The following is a 13,321-nucleotide window of genomic DNA, read 5'->3' as shown; positions in this document are numbered from 1 at the left end:
GTCTCCTCCTTTCCGACACCAAGGCTCCGGCCTGCCGCGACGTGAGGGTCAAGCCCGATTCTGCGCCGGTCCCCCGATCCCGTAAGCCCACACCGGGGCGGACCGAGAAGGGAATGGGCGGGGGCCGGGGCGGGTCAGCGTGGGGTGTGCAGGGCGGCCAACCGGCCCGGGCGGCCGTACCGGTAGCCCTGGCCGTGGACACAGCCGATCGCCGTGACCGCCGCGTGCTGCCCCTCGGTCTCCACCCCCTCGGCCACCACCTCCATGTCGAAGGCCCCGGCCAACCGGGTGACCATCTCGACCGTGGCGTACGCCCGCGCGTCGGTGTCCAGCCGGGCCACGAACGACCGGTCGATCTTGAGGTCGGTGGCGGGGATGCGGTGCAGGTAGCTCAACGACGAGTAACCGGTGCCGAAGTCGTCGATGGCGATCCGGATGCCCAACTCCCGGAGCTGGGCGAGCCGCTCCAGCACCGCCTCGCTGCCGTCGATCAGCGCCGACTCGGTCAGCTCCAGGGTGAGCGCGCGGGGCGCCAGGCCGGCGGTGGCGGTGGCCGCGGTGACGGTGGCGATCAGGTCGGGGCGGCGCAGGTGCGCGGCGGCGATGTTGACCGCCACGGTCGCCTCGGGCACCAGGGCCCGCCAGGTCGCGGCGGCCCGGCACGCCTCGTGGATCACCCACCTGTCGATCGGCACGATCAACCCGGTCTCCTCCGCCAGCGGCAGGAACGCCGCCGGGGCGAGCAGGCCGAGCCGGGGGTGCCGCCAGCGGACCAGCGCCTCCGCGCTGCGGACCACGCCGGTGGCCAGGTCGACGATCGGCTGGTACTCCAGGTGCAGTTGCCGCTCGTCGACGGCGCGTCGCAGGTCGGCGATCAGCTCGGCCCGGCTGACCGCCGACTCCCGCAGCGCGGGCGTGCAGGTACGGTACGCGGACTTCCCGGCGGCCTTCGCCGCGTACATGGCGATGTCGGCGTCGCGCAGCAGGTCGGTGTGGGAGGCGTGCTGCGGGCCGAACTCGGCGATGCCGATGCTGGCCGACGGGTGCACCCCGACGTCCTCCTCGCCGACGGACGGTTGCAGGGCGGCGAGGAGCCGTTCGGCGAGCCGTTCCGGGGCGACCGGGCGGTCACCGGCGACCAGCACGGCGAACTCGTCGCCACCGAGCCGGGCGATGGTTCCGTCGCCACCGACGGCCGCCCGCATCCGGACCGCGATGCTGGACAGCAGGGTGTCGCCGGTGGCGTGCCCGAACCGGTCGTTGACCTGCTTGAAGCCGTCCAGGTCGAGGAGCAGGACGGCCACCGGCGGCCCCTCGCGCAGGGCCTGGCGCAGCCGCCGGTTGAACATCAGCCGGTTGGGCAGGCCGGTGAGCTGGTCGGCGTAGGCGAGCCGACGCAGCCGGGCCACCAGCCGCAGGTTCTCGTTGGCCGCCAGCCCCTGCCGCAGGGCGAGCACCCCGAGCAGCGTCATCATGCCGACGAAGACCAGGGGCGGGGTCTGCCCGGTGGGTCGGCGGGCCAGCACCACCGCGATGATCGCCCCGCCGACCGGCAGGTAGGGCAGCGCCACCCGCCACCACGACGGGAGCGGGGACTCGCCGATCTCCTCGGCGCCGTCGCAGGTCGGCGGCGGTGGTCGGGTGGTGGCGATGCCGATCAGCAGGTAGCTCAGCGGCCAGCAGACGTCGATCGGGTGCCCCGGGGCGTAGGTGCCGTGCGCGACCAGCGAGACGTAGACGGCGTCCGCGCCGGCCCGGGTGACCAGGCTCGCCCCGATCAGGGTCAACGGCGGCCACACCGGGCGGGCCGAGCCGGCCACCGCCACCAGGATGGTCAACTGCATCAGGTCGATCATCGGGTAGAGCAGGCCGAGGGTCCGCAGGGGATCGTCGAGGTCGGCGGCGGCGATGTCGCGGAACACCACCACCCAGCCGATCGGGATCAGGGCCAGTCCGACGATCACCCCGTCCAGCACCGTGCGGGCCCGGCCGACCACACTGCGTGGTGCGGTCAGCGCGGCCAGCAATGCGGCCGTGCCGGTGACGATGCCGGCGGTGAAGATCGCCCCGATCAGCGGGGTGTGCGGCAACTCGTCGGCACGCAACCGGTCCACCGTCCACAGCAGCCGACCGGCGGCCGCCAGGCCCATGGTGAGGGCGAGCAGCGCCCAGAACCGGCGCAGCGGGGCGGGGTGCCGACGCATCGTCCGGGTGCAGGCGTAACTTGCCCAGCTCGCCAGTGCCGTGGCGGTCACGTCGCTGGCCAGGGCCGCCCCGGGCAGCGCGGCGAGCAGCCAGCCCAGCTCCAGCACGACGACCACCGCGGCGACGATCGCACCCACCCGCGGAAGGGCCAGCGGTCGGGTCGGCGTGCCGGAGACGGCGTCCTGGGGTAGCACGGTGATCGCTCCGGCTCTCTCTCCAACGCGCACCTCGACCGTGCGGACGGGCCACGGACGGCGAACCATCGAAGCCTAGCCAGCCGGGCGGGTAGCCGCCACACTCACCGGGTCGGTTATCCGACCACTGAGGACAGCCCGGACGAGGGGTCGGTGAGCGGTGGCCCGCCGTGCGTCCACGGTGTCTCGTCCGCCGTCGGAAACGCGCCGGCCGGCAGGAACGCCTCCGACAGGGTGGTCAGGCAGAGCCGCTCCCCCACCTGCGGCACGGTGCCCGGCAGCGCGGTCAGCCCCCGGCCCATCCCGCCCGACAACTCCAGCACCACCTCGGTCCGGCCGTCCGCCGCCGGGGTCACGAAGACCACCTTCGCCTTCTGCCCCGGCCGCGCCGTCGACCACAGGGTCGCCCCGACCGGCACCCGGACCGCTTCGGTGGTCACCACCTGGATCCTCGGCCGCAGCACCGGCCGTTTGCCGCTGTCGTCCACCCGCGCCGGATCGGCCAGCGTCACGTCACCGACGAACGCCTCCCCGGTCAGCCGGTGCTCGGCCATCACCAACGGGTCGTCGTAGGCGCGCTGCACGGCGTAGCTGGTCGCGGCACGTTCCAGCCGGTGCAGCCGGACCGCCGCCGCGACCGCGCCGTCGTGTCGGGGCTGCGGCCCACCGTCGGCGTCGAGATGCTCGGCATACGAGGTGAAGGCGTCCCGGTCGCCGGCCCACCGCCCGGCCACCCGGGCCCCCGGTGGCAGCGCGCCGAGCAACCCCAGGCCACGCCACATCAGCTCCCAGGTGGGCGCGAGCTGCCCGCGCAGCAACCCCACCAGCTCCGTGTACGCCTCGTCGCGCGCGGCCGGGTCGTCGTCGGCCGCCGCCCAGGCGGCCATCGCCGGGGCCAGCGCCGCGTTGTCGAACTCCGGGTCGGTGGCCGGCCCGGCCGGCGGGCACACCCCCGGGTCCTCCGCCCGGGCGGCGGCCGCCGCACCGGTCCAGCCGGCCGGGGGGTCGATCCAGCCGAGCAGCGCCGGCAGGTGCAGGTCCTCCACCGCGCTCTGCCCGGTCGCCCAGTGCAGGGTGAGCGCGTCGGTCATCGCCAGCAGCGTCGACGAGCCGGGCTGCTCGGCCCGTTCGGCGAAGAAGGTCAGCCAGCGGCCGAGCAGCGGCACCGCCGGATGCACCGGATAGTCGCCGTCCGGCCGGCGGAACCGGGTGGACCGGCCGAGCAGCCGCAGGAAGGTGATCCCGGCCGGGTTCGGCACCCACAGCTGCGGGGCGTCGGAGTAGCGATAGCGCACGTCGCGTCCCCGGTCCACGGCCACCGCCTCCGCCACGCCCCGGAAATCGTCCAGCCAGGGCAGCACGATCCCGGCCAGCTCGGTGACGAAACGGAACCGCTGGTCCCGGTTGCGGGGCTGCGGCACGATCAGCAACCGGGCGTCGTCGGGGGCGGTGCCGACCAACGCGGCGAGCGGGGCGTGCGCCTCACCGGCCATCCCCAGCGGCACCAGCACCAGTGGGCGCTGCGCCAGGTGCAGGTGCCGGACCGTGGCGACCGGCTGGGCCACCCCGGCGGCGACGGCCTGGGCCCGGGCCAGCGCGCGCAGCGTACTCATGCGGGGTGGCCGGCGAGGGCGTCGGCGCGCAACCGGGCGGCGGCCCGCAGCAGCGCGGCGGCCTCCTCCCGCTCCGGGTCGGCGGCCCGTTCGCCGGTCGCCAGGGCCAGCACCTCGGTCACCTCGGCGATCCCGCCGAGCGCCTCCCGCACCGGCCGACCCAGCGCGCCGGTCTGCCCGCGCGCCTCGTCCCGGCAGAAGTACGCCAGCTCGCAGCCGGCCAGGCAGTCCGGCGCGTAACGGGCCGGCACGGTACGCAGCGCGGCGGTCAGCGTCGCCGGATCGGCGGCCGGATCGGCGGTGAAACCGGCCGGTACGGCGGTGAGCAGGTCGTCCAGCCGGGCCATCCGGTCCAGTTGGCGACGCAGCACCAGCAGTTGCTTACGCACGTCGATCAGGCTGGCCACCGGCTGGTTGGCGAAGTCACGTGGGCAGACCAGCACCACCTCGTGCGACACCGACTCCGGGTCCCGCCCCTCGGCGGCGAGCAGTTCCCGCAGCGCCAGCACGTAGACGGCCGACTGGACGGCGGCGGCGGACACCTTCGCCGGGTCGGCCTGGCCGTCGATCACCGGGAACGACTTGATCTCCACGACGTGGAACCGGCCACCGAGCCGGGCGGCGACCAGATCCGGCTCCAGGTGCACCCGCTGACCGGCGACGTCCAGGCCGAGCAGCGGATGGTCGAACAGCGCCGCGTCCGGCCCGGTGGCGGTCAACGCGGCCCGGGACCGTTCCCGCCGGTCCGGCAGGTCGTCCGCGCCACCCAGGTCCGTCCAGCTCGCCCGCTGCGGCACCGGTACGCCCAACCGCGTCGCGACCAGCCGCAGCAGCTCCGCCCCGCCGTCCGCCTTGACCTGCGCCTCGAACGCGTTGCCGCGGGTGATGGCGAACCGGGACTGGCCGAACCGGGCGGGGAAGCCGACCCGCTGCGCGAGCGCCGACTTGTCCACCCCGGCCCCGTCCAGCACGGCCCGCCGGGCGCAGCCGGGGTTGCCGGTGAGCGCGGCGATCGTCCGGGCGTTGTGGCGTTTCGGGGGCGCGTCGCCCCGGATCGCGGCCAGGCGTCGTGCGGTGCTCGTCACGACAGGCCACGATAGCGGCCCCGACCGACCCCGGCCGACAACCGGCGTGCGGGGTGGCGCGGGCGGGTCAGCGGCCGGCGGACCGGTTCCAGGGCGAACGGGGCGAACGGGCACCGGCGGCCGGCCGGTGGCGGCGGCGCGACGGGCGACGACCGGGGGTGCAGGGTGGGCGGGAGGCGGTGTGCACCGGCACGGTCGGCGGGCGGCCGACCAGCCAGCAGAGGAAGCGGGCCACGGTCAGCCGACCGGGAGGCGGCGGGCCTCGTCGGCGTCGACGGCGTACTCGACGCCGCAGAACGAGCACTGCTGCACGTATTTCGTCCGGATCGGGATCAGCGGGACGAAGAACAGGGTGAACTTCGTCGACCGGCGGCTGATCACCTGCGCGGCCTGGTTGCCGCAGTGCCGGCAGACGGCGGTCACCACCCCCGACCGGGTGACCTTGGTACGGAGTCCGAAGATGAAGAACATCGCCCGGCATTACCCCGCCCGACGCCCCGGGAACCACAGGCGGAAAAATCCTGCCCACCGCTGTCCGGAACCCGGCCTCCCGAACGTCACCCTGGTGACGACAACGACACCGAGGAGCGTCCCGATGAAGTACCTGATGCTGGTCTGCACCGACACCGCGCCGGACACCGACCCGGAGGCCGCCCCCGACATCGAGGCGTGGGTCGCCGAGCGCGACGGCAACGGGCAGCGTGTGCTGGGTAGCCGGCTGGCGGACGTGTCGGCGGCCACCACCGTCCGGGTACGCGACGGTGAGCTGCTGCTCACCGACGGGCCGTTCACCGAGACCAGGGAGGTGATCGTGGGCTTCGACCTGCTGGAGTGCTCCGATCTCGACGAGGCGGTGGAGGTGGCCCGTCGCCACCCGATGGCCTACGAGGGGCGGCTCGAACTGCGTCCCCTGGTCGACCTCTGAGGGCCACGGCCGTCGACCCGGGCGGACCGCCGGGCCCGCACCACGGGGGTGGGCCGGCGGGCCCGGTCGCCGGGGACCCGGTCGGCGCGGTCGCGGTGGCGGGCGCCGAGGCGTACCCGCGGATCGTGGCCGCGCTGATCCGGGTGACCGGGGACTGGACGCTCGCCGAGGACTGCGCCCAGGAGGCGCTGATGGCCGCCGTGCAGCGCTGGCCCCGCGACGGCGTGCCGGGCAATCCGGGCGGCTGGCTGATGACGGTGGCCCGGAACCGGGCGACGGACGTGCTGCGGCGGGCCTCCGTGGAACGCCGCAAACTACGCGAGCTGGCGGTGCTCACCGACCAGCACCCCACCCCGGACGATCCGGAGGACGTGGTGGACGACCGGCTGCGGCTCGTGTTCACCTGCTGCCATCCGGCGCTGACGCTGGAGGCCAGGGTGGCGCTGACGCTGCGTACCGTGGCCGGGGTGCCGACCGCCGACATCGCGCGGGCCTTCCTGGTCGGCGAGTCCACCATGACCCGGCGGATCACCCGGGCCAAGGCCAGGATCGCCGCCGCCGGCGTCCCCTACCGGGTGCCGACCGGGTCCGCGCTGGCCGAGCGGCTGCCGGGCGTCCTGGCCGTGCTCTACCTGCTCTTCACCCGGGGGTACGACGCGGACGGCGAGCCCGCCTTCGCCGACGAGGCGGTCCGGTTGGCGCGGCTGCTCGACGAGCTGATGCCGGCCGAGCCGGAGGTCGCCGCCCTGTGCGCGCTGCTGCTCTTCCAGCACTCCCGCCGGGCGGCCCGCCGCGACGCCGCCGGTGACCTGCTCACCCTCGCCGAGCAGGACCGCTCCCGCTGGGACCACGCCGCCATCGCCGAGGCCCTCACCGCCCTGGCCCACGCCGAGCGCCGGTCGGCACCGGCCCCCGCCGACAGACCGTCGACCACGGCCCGGGCCGACAGACCGTCGACCACGGCCCGCGCCGACCGGCCCGGCCCGTATCTGCTCCAGGCCCGGATCGCCGCCTGCCATGCCACCGCGCCGGACGCCGGCCGTACCGACTGGACGGCCATCGCCCACTGCTACGACGAACTGTCGCGGCTGCGGCCCACCCCGGTGATCGGGCTGAACCGTGCGGTGGCCCACGGCTACGCGTACGGACCGACGGCCGGGCTGGCCCTGCTCGCCGAGGCCCGCGCCGGCGGAGCGTTGGACGGCTACCCACCGGCGCTGGCGGCGGAGGCGGAGCTGACCGCCCGCCGTGGTGACCCGTTCGGGGCGGCCCTCCTGTTCCGGGGCGCCGCCGACCTGGTCGGCTCGGACGCCGAACGCCGGGCCCTGCTCCGCCGTGCGGACGACCTGACTCCGTCACCCTGACCCGGCACTGCCCCGCCGACCCGCTGCCCGCTGACCCGCTGCCCGCTGACCTGCGCTGCCCGCCGACCGGGAAGCGGGGCGGGGCCGGGGGTCAGCTCGCGGTCAGCCGGGCCACGACCTGGCGGACGGTGTCCATCGGGATGGCGAAGCCGAGGCCGACGCTGCCCTCGTCCTCTCCGGTGGTGGCGATCGCGACGTTGATGCCCACCACCCGCCCGGCGGTGTCGACCAGCGCTCCGCCGGAGTTGCCGTGGTTGATCGCCGCATCGGTCTGCACCAGCCCGGACAGGTCGTCCACCGACCGGTGGAGGGCCGACACGATTCCGGAGGTGACCGTCCCGACCAGCCCGAGCGGGCTGCCGAACGCCAGGACGGTGTCCCCGACGGTCAGGGTCGAGTCGCTGCCCAGCGTCGCCGGGGTGAGCCCGGTCAAGCCGGTCGCCCGCAGCAGCGCGATGTCCGCCCTGGCGTCCTGCGCGACCACGGTCGCCGGGGCGGTACGGCCGTCGGCGAGGGCCACGTCGACCTGGCCGCCGGAGTCCACCACGTGCTGGTTGGTGAGGACGAGTCCGTCGGTGTCGAGAATGACGCCGGATCCGAGGCTGGACTCCCGGGCCCCGGTCACCTCGACGGTGACGATGCTGGGCGACACGACGGCGACCACCGTGGCGAGGGAGTCGATGGTGGCGGTGGAGACCGGGGCGGCGGCCGTCGTAGCGGTGACGGACGAACCCTGGCCGGCGAACCGGTCCACGACCAGCGCGCCGGTGCCGCCGCCCGCGAGCATCAGCACCACCGCCGCGCCACCGGCCAGCAGCCCCCGCCGCCACCGCGACGGCGACGACGGCGCTGGCGACGACGGCGAGACCGGCGGCCACGGCGGCGACGGCGAGACCGGCGGCGACGGCGGCGACGGCGAGACCGGCGGCGACGGCGGCGAGGTCGGCGACGGCGCTGCCGAGGGCGGTGGCGGTGAGGACGACGGCGGCTCGGAGACCGGGACAGCCGGTGGGACCGGGTTGGTGGGCGCCGGGCGCAGCATGGTGTCGGACATCAGGTCACCACCCCTCGACGAGGGTCGACCGGTCGAACCGAGGATGGTCGGGCCGGTGGTGGTCGGGCTGGTCGCGGTCGGAGCGGTGACGGTGGTTGTCGGGGTGCGACATGGGGCCTCCTCGGTGCGGCGATGAAGCCACCGTGCCGCGCCGGGCTGAGGCCCCCTTGTGGCGTACCTGTGCGTCCGCCGTGCGTGGCGCGCGGTGACCCGGGTGCCCCGTGACCCGCCCGGGTCACCAACCTCTGTCCGGCGTCCTTTCGAGCTGATGACGTCAGCGATTCAGCCGGCACCACCGGCGCGAACACCGACAGGAGCGGGGCTGGAACGACCCGGTCCGGGACAACACTGCCCGGGACCCACGGGTCGCACACAGCCAGGACCCCGCAGGATGCGCACAGCCAAGAGCCGGTGGTGTGCCCGTCTACCCCTGCCACCCGTGAATCGTCAACGTCATCAGCTCTACAGGGGTCACCTGCATGGTGCTGCTGCCGGGCGACTCCGGCCCAGGGCGACTCCGGCCCAGGACAGGCCACCACCCGCACCCCGACCTTGAGAACCGGCCCCGGGACAGGTGCCGGGGGTGGTTCAGATGCCGGGAGCGCCGGTGCGGATCTCCTCGGCCACCCAGATCGGCTGCCAGTCGGCCATCTCGTGGAAGCGGCGCAGCTCGGACAGGCCGGCCACCGACCCGCTCCACGCCGCGTACGGCGGGTTGCCCTCGTCGAAGCCGCTCTGCACGAAGGTGAGCTTCGTCCTTCCGTCGGAATCGGCCAGCTCCCAGGTGGTGACACCGACGGGGCCCCAGTCCACCGACATCTTCCGGCCGGGCTCCAGGTCGATCACCTTCGCCGCGTACCCGGTGTCGAAGCCGCCCATGGCGTACCGGCCGCCGACCCAGGGCTCGATGCCGATCGGGTAGCCGAACCAGGCGCTGGCCTGCGCCGAGTCGGTCAACGAGGTCCAGACCCGGTCGACCGGCGCGGCGATGGTCAGCTCACCGCTCAGCTCGGCGGAGGTGAAGTCGGTCCTCGGCAGCAGCGGACGACCCTCCAGGTGCGCGGCGAGATTGGCGATCGACAGCGACCACCAGGTCTGCAGGACACCACGGATGCTGCTGCCGTCCATCGCCTCGGCGAAGTCGAAGTGGCTCTGGCTGAGGGTCAGCAGGGCGCTGCCCGGCCCCTGCGCGGTCAGGCGCAGTTCGCTGGTCGTCTCGACCCCGTCGAGCAGCCAGTCGAAGCGCAGCGTGTACGGGTCGGCGTGCCGCAGCCGTTGGTGGGGCGCGTAGCCCTCGGGCGTGTGCCGACCCCAGAACTCGTACCGGCTGGGCAGCTCGACCTCGGCGTGCTCGGTCAGCCAGACGCGCAGCTCGGCCGGGTCGGTGAGCGCCCGCCACACGGCCTGCACCGGCGCGGCGAGGCGGGCGCCCAGGGTGAGTGGTTCAGTCATGGTCTTCCCCCTTGGGGTAGCAGGCCACGGCGAGTTTGAAGGCGTCCCCCTCGACGCCGCCGTAGCGGGTGAACAGGTCCTGCAACGTCGACTGCAGGTCGTGCAGAAACTCCTGCCGGCGCTCGGCCGGCACCCGGATCTCGCCGGACACCCCGATCGAGGGCAGCTCCGGCGCGCTCCGGTCGAGCGCGGCGACGTCCGCCTGGACCTCCTCCATCAGGTCGAGCAGGTGGCCCAGGCTCAGCTCGTCGGACACCCGGCGGACGCCGCCGATCCGACCGACCAGCCGGGGCGAGAGCCAGTACGACCGGGCGACGGCCTGCCAGATGCCCTCGCTGATGCCGCGCACCCTGCGGCTGGCCACCTGCTCGACCAGGCCGGCCGCCGCGAGCTGCTTGACGTGGTAGTAGACCCGCTGCGGGGTCTGCTCCAGCCGGGCCGCCACCTCGGTGCAGGTGCGCGGCTCGGCCAACTGCCGCAGCACGTCCACGCGCTGCGGCTTGAGCAGGGTCTCGGCCTGCTCGATCTGCTCCAGGTACAGGACGTCTCTCATCGCAAAAACAATCCTGTACGTAAAAATCTTCCTTGTCAATGGGATCGACAAAAGCCGCGCCGAGATGGCGCGGCTTCGTCGGGGCGGCCGGACGGCGGATCAGGGCGTCCAGTTCGGGCGCAGCGGGTAGCCGTTCACGCCGTGCGGGGCGTTGCGGGTCGCCAGCACCTGGTGCAGTTGGATGCCGTTGCGCTCGAAGGCCAGCCGCGACCCCGCCATGTAGAGGCCCCAGACCCGGGCGGTGCCCAGGCCCACCTCGGCGACGCAGGAATCCCAGTTCGCCACGAGGTTGCGGCACCAGGCGGCCAGGGTCAGCGCGTAGTGCTGCCGCAGGTTCTCCTCGTGGTGCACCTCGAAGCCGGCGTCGTGCACCTCGCCGACCAGGCGGCCCGGCCCGGCCAGCTCGCCGTCGGGGAAGACGTACCGGTCGATGAACGCGCCGGAGCGGTGCGGAGCCCGGTTGTCGGCCCGGGTGATGCAGTGGTTGAGCAACCGGCCACCGGGTCGCAGCCGGTCCCGCAGCGCCCGGAAGTAGGCCGGATAGTTGCGCACCCCGATGTGTTCGGTCAGCCCGATCGAGGAGATCGCGTCGAACTGCTCCCGGGGCGCGTCGCGGTAGTCGAGGTGGCGCACCTCCGCCAGGCCGGTCAGCCCCTCCTGCGCGATGGCCTCCTGCGCCCACTGGGCCTGCGCCCGGGACAGGGTCACCCCGATCGCCTTGACGCCGTACTCGCGGGCGGCGTGCCGGACCATGCCGCCCCAGCCGCAGCCCACGTCGAGCAGGCGCATCCCCGGCTGGAGTGCCAGCTTGCCGGCGACCAGTTCGTACTTGGCCGCCTGGGCCTGCTCCAGGGTGTCGGTCGGGCTGCGGTACACCGCGCAGGTGTACGTCATCGAGTCGCCGAGCACCTTCTCGTAGAAGGCGTTCGACACGTCGTAGTGGTGTGAGATGGCGGTGCTGTCACGGCCCCGGGAGTGCCGCAGCCCACCCATCACCCGCCGCCAGCGGGGCAGTGCCTCCTGGGGCGGCGCCGGTGGGGGCCGCAGCCGCTCCCAGCCGAGGCCACGCACCAGGGCCAGCCCCTCGGCCACCGAGGGCACCCGCAGCCGCAGATCCAGGAGCACCCGCAGGGCGTCGTACGGGTCGCCGGGGTGCACCCCGCCCAGCCCGAGGTCGCCGCTCACGTAGGCCCGCGCCATGCCCAGGTCGCCGGGGGCGGTGAGCAGGTAGGACAGGCCCCGCTCGGAGCGGATGTCGAGGGTGATCCCGGCGTCGGTCGGGCCGATCGCGCTGCCGTCGTAGCCGGTGACGCGGACGGGCAGGTCATGGGTGGTGACCGCGCGGACGACGTCGGCGACGGTCGGGCCGGGCCGACTTCCCGCCGGCGGGCTGGCCGGGGCGCTCGCCGCCCCCTGTTCTCGGTCGGTCAGGCTCATTTTCGGGCAACCGCCTTCTCGTAGAGTCCGGTGAGCCGATGGTCCGGGTCGTAGCGGTCCTTCACCACACGCCAGGTCTCCCCGCCGTAGAGCTGGTCGAAGGCCGCACGGTCGTAGTACGCGTCGGAATAGAGCGACTTGTGTCCACCGAATTCCGACACCGCCCGCTCGATGGAGCGGTTCACGTCGCCGTCGGCGGCACCGTCCACGACCTCGACGGTGCCCCAGAAGCCGATGTTGAGGTAGGTCACGCCGGGGCGCAGCGGGTAGAGCGGCCACGCCCGGGCCGAACCGGGACCGGCGGGCTCGCGCAGCCGCAACGGGCACAGCCACACCGGGGTCATCCCGACGTTCCGGTCGAACCAGCGCAGGAAGTCGGCCGTGCCGTCGAGCGGGATCTCGACGTCCTGCACGACCCGTTCCCGGGCCGGCCGGCCCCGCCACCGGTCCACCCGGGCGGCCACCTGGTGCCGGTGTTCCAGCCGGACCAGCCGGTGGTAGACGTCGCTGCGCCGCCAGCGGGCCGGCCAGAGCCGACGCACCACCGGATGCTGCGCGCCGAACGCGGCCGAGCACCAGAACCAGTCGGTGTCCCACCGCCACAGGTAGTCGTAGGTGCCCAGGGTGTCCCGCACCCGGCGACGCAGCGACCGGTAGTAGATGTCCTGGTCGGTGTAGTCGCTGAGCCGTTCGGGCTCGTCGGTGAAGGAGCCGAGCACCAGGTAGGACTCGCCGGGGCTGAACATCACGCCGTCCATCGCGTCGACCGGCCGCCCCTCCCACTCCCCCTTGGCAGTCACCTCGGCGACCGCGTCGGTCAGCTCCTCCAGCCGGGTGAACCGGATGTTGCGCAGGGCCACCGCCCGCCCCACCGGCTGGAGTTCGATGCGCAGCCGGGTGGCGTACCCCAGGCTGCCCAGCGAGTTGGGGAACGCGGCGAACAGGTCGGACTGCGGGCCGTCCGGCCGGGCGGTGACGACCTCGCCGGCACCGGTGAGGACGTCCAGCTCGACGACCGACTCGTGTGGGAGCCCGTTGCGGAACGACGTGGACTCGATGCCCAGCCCGGTCACCGCGCCGCCCAGGGTGATCGTGCGCAACTGGGGCACGACCAGCGGCATCAGCCCGTGCGGGAGGGTCGCGTCGACCAGGTCCTCGTAGGTGCACATGCCCTGCACCTCGGCGGTGCGGGTGACCGGGTCGACCGACAGCACGCCGTCCAGCCCGCTGACGTCGAGGCCGGGCACGCCGGTGGCCGACCGGGGCCGGAACAGGTTGGAGGTGCGTTTGGCCAGTCGAACGGGTTGCCCCGCAGGCACGGCGGCGTACGACCGCCGCAACGCGTCCACCGCCAGTTCATGATCACGCTGCGCGCGCATGAGATCACTTTACGCGCGAAGCGCCGTTCCGGGGGGACCCCAACGCTGGCCGTTTCGGAT

General features: G+C 74.0%; 12 protein-coding genes. 3 read left to right on the top strand and 9 right to left on the bottom strand.

Annotated elements, in window-relative coordinates; genetic code table 11:
* Positions 1-134: 134 nt before the first annotated feature.
* The 4 genes from ACQP2H_RS05535 to ACQP2H_RS05520 all read right to left on the bottom strand — a co-directional run bounded on the left by ACQP2H_RS05535 (position 135) and on the right by ACQP2H_RS05520 (position 5,568).
* The gene (locus ACQP2H_RS05535) at positions 135-2,399 is read right to left on the bottom strand and encodes a putative bifunctional diguanylate cyclase/phosphodiesterase (RefSeq protein WP_308291028.1); all 2,265 of its coding nucleotides are present in this window, start codon (positions 2,397-2,399) and stop codon (positions 135-137) included.
* A gap of 116 nt (positions 2,400-2,515) precedes the next feature.
* Complete coding sequence (locus ACQP2H_RS05530; RefSeq protein ID WP_357534802.1) at positions 2,516-4,012, bottom strand: hypothetical protein; 1,497 nt, start codon at positions 4,010-4,012, stop codon at positions 2,516-2,518.
* The gene (locus ACQP2H_RS05525) at positions 4,009-5,097 is read right to left on the bottom strand and encodes a hypothetical protein (protein WP_219467525.1); all 1,089 of its coding nucleotides are present in this window, start codon (positions 5,095-5,097) and stop codon (positions 4,009-4,011) included. The genes ACQP2H_RS05530 and ACQP2H_RS05525 overlap by 4 nt, the downstream gene beginning before the upstream one ends.
* A gap of 237 nt (positions 5,098-5,334) precedes the next feature.
* Positions 5,335-5,568 (bottom strand): zinc-ribbon domain-containing protein, encoded by a 234-nt coding sequence (locus ACQP2H_RS05520; RefSeq protein WP_219467522.1) that lies wholly within the window; start codon positions 5,566-5,568, stop codon positions 5,335-5,337.
* A 124-nt stretch (positions 5,569-5,692) separates the two neighbouring features.
* On the opposite strand from ACQP2H_RS05520, the gene ACQP2H_RS05515 reads away from it, so the two are divergent.
* A complete protein-coding gene (locus tag ACQP2H_RS05515; RefSeq protein WP_219467520.1) occupies positions 5,693-6,022 on the top strand; it encodes a YciI family protein in 330 nt (109 codons plus the stop codon).
* A gap of 125 nt (positions 6,023-6,147) precedes the next feature.
* A complete protein-coding gene (locus ACQP2H_RS05510) occupies positions 6,148-7,386 on the top strand; it encodes an RNA polymerase sigma factor (protein ID WP_433231403.1) in 1,239 nt (412 codons plus the stop codon).
* 91 nt (positions 7,387-7,477) lie between these two features.
* Here the strand turns inward: ACQP2H_RS05510 and ACQP2H_RS05505 are convergent, their stop codons facing one another.
* Entirely contained in the window at positions 7,478-8,173 is a 696-nt protein-coding gene (locus tag ACQP2H_RS05505; RefSeq protein WP_255597901.1) for a S1C family serine protease, read from the bottom strand.
* Between ACQP2H_RS05505 and ACQP2H_RS05500 the strand changes: the two genes are divergently transcribed.
* Positions 8,154-8,576, top strand: coding sequence for a hypothetical protein (locus tag ACQP2H_RS05500; RefSeq protein WP_433231400.1), 423 nt, complete (start codon positions 8,154-8,156; stop codon positions 8,574-8,576). The genes ACQP2H_RS05505 and ACQP2H_RS05500 overlap by 20 nt on opposite strands.
* A gap of 452 nt (positions 8,577-9,028) precedes the next feature.
* Here the strand turns inward: ACQP2H_RS05500 and ACQP2H_RS05495 are convergent, their stop codons facing one another.
* The 4 genes from ACQP2H_RS05495 to ACQP2H_RS05480 form a co-directional block, all read right to left on the bottom strand.
* The gene (locus tag ACQP2H_RS05495) at positions 9,029-9,892 is read right to left on the bottom strand and encodes an SRPBCC family protein (RefSeq protein WP_219467516.1); all 864 of its coding nucleotides are present in this window, start codon (positions 9,890-9,892) and stop codon (positions 9,029-9,031) included.
* A complete protein-coding gene (locus ACQP2H_RS05490) occupies positions 9,885-10,445 on the bottom strand; it encodes a winged helix-turn-helix domain-containing protein (protein ID WP_219467513.1) in 561 nt (186 codons plus the stop codon). The genes ACQP2H_RS05495 and ACQP2H_RS05490 overlap by 8 nt, the downstream gene beginning before the upstream one ends.
* Before the next feature lie 99 nt (positions 10,446-10,544).
* Positions 10,545-11,882: a cyclopropane-fatty-acyl-phospholipid synthase family protein gene (locus ACQP2H_RS05485; protein ID WP_357534808.1), complete on the bottom strand. Its 1,338-nt coding sequence runs from the start codon at positions 11,880-11,882 to the stop codon at positions 10,545-10,547.
* A complete protein-coding gene (locus ACQP2H_RS05480; RefSeq protein WP_219467511.1) occupies positions 11,879-13,261 on the bottom strand; it encodes an FAD-binding oxidoreductase in 1,383 nt (460 codons plus the stop codon). Before ACQP2H_RS05480 ends, ACQP2H_RS05485 begins: the two co-directional genes overlap by 4 nt.
* Positions 13,262-13,321: the final 60 nt, after the last annotated feature.

The sequence above is a fragment of the Micromonospora sp. CA-248260 genome, from assembly GCF_050942205.1.
Lineage (GTDB): Bacteria > Actinomycetota > Actinomycetes > Mycobacteriales > Micromonosporaceae > Micromonospora > Micromonospora antibiotica.
This window is presented reverse-complemented; position numbering and strand designations above follow the sequence as displayed.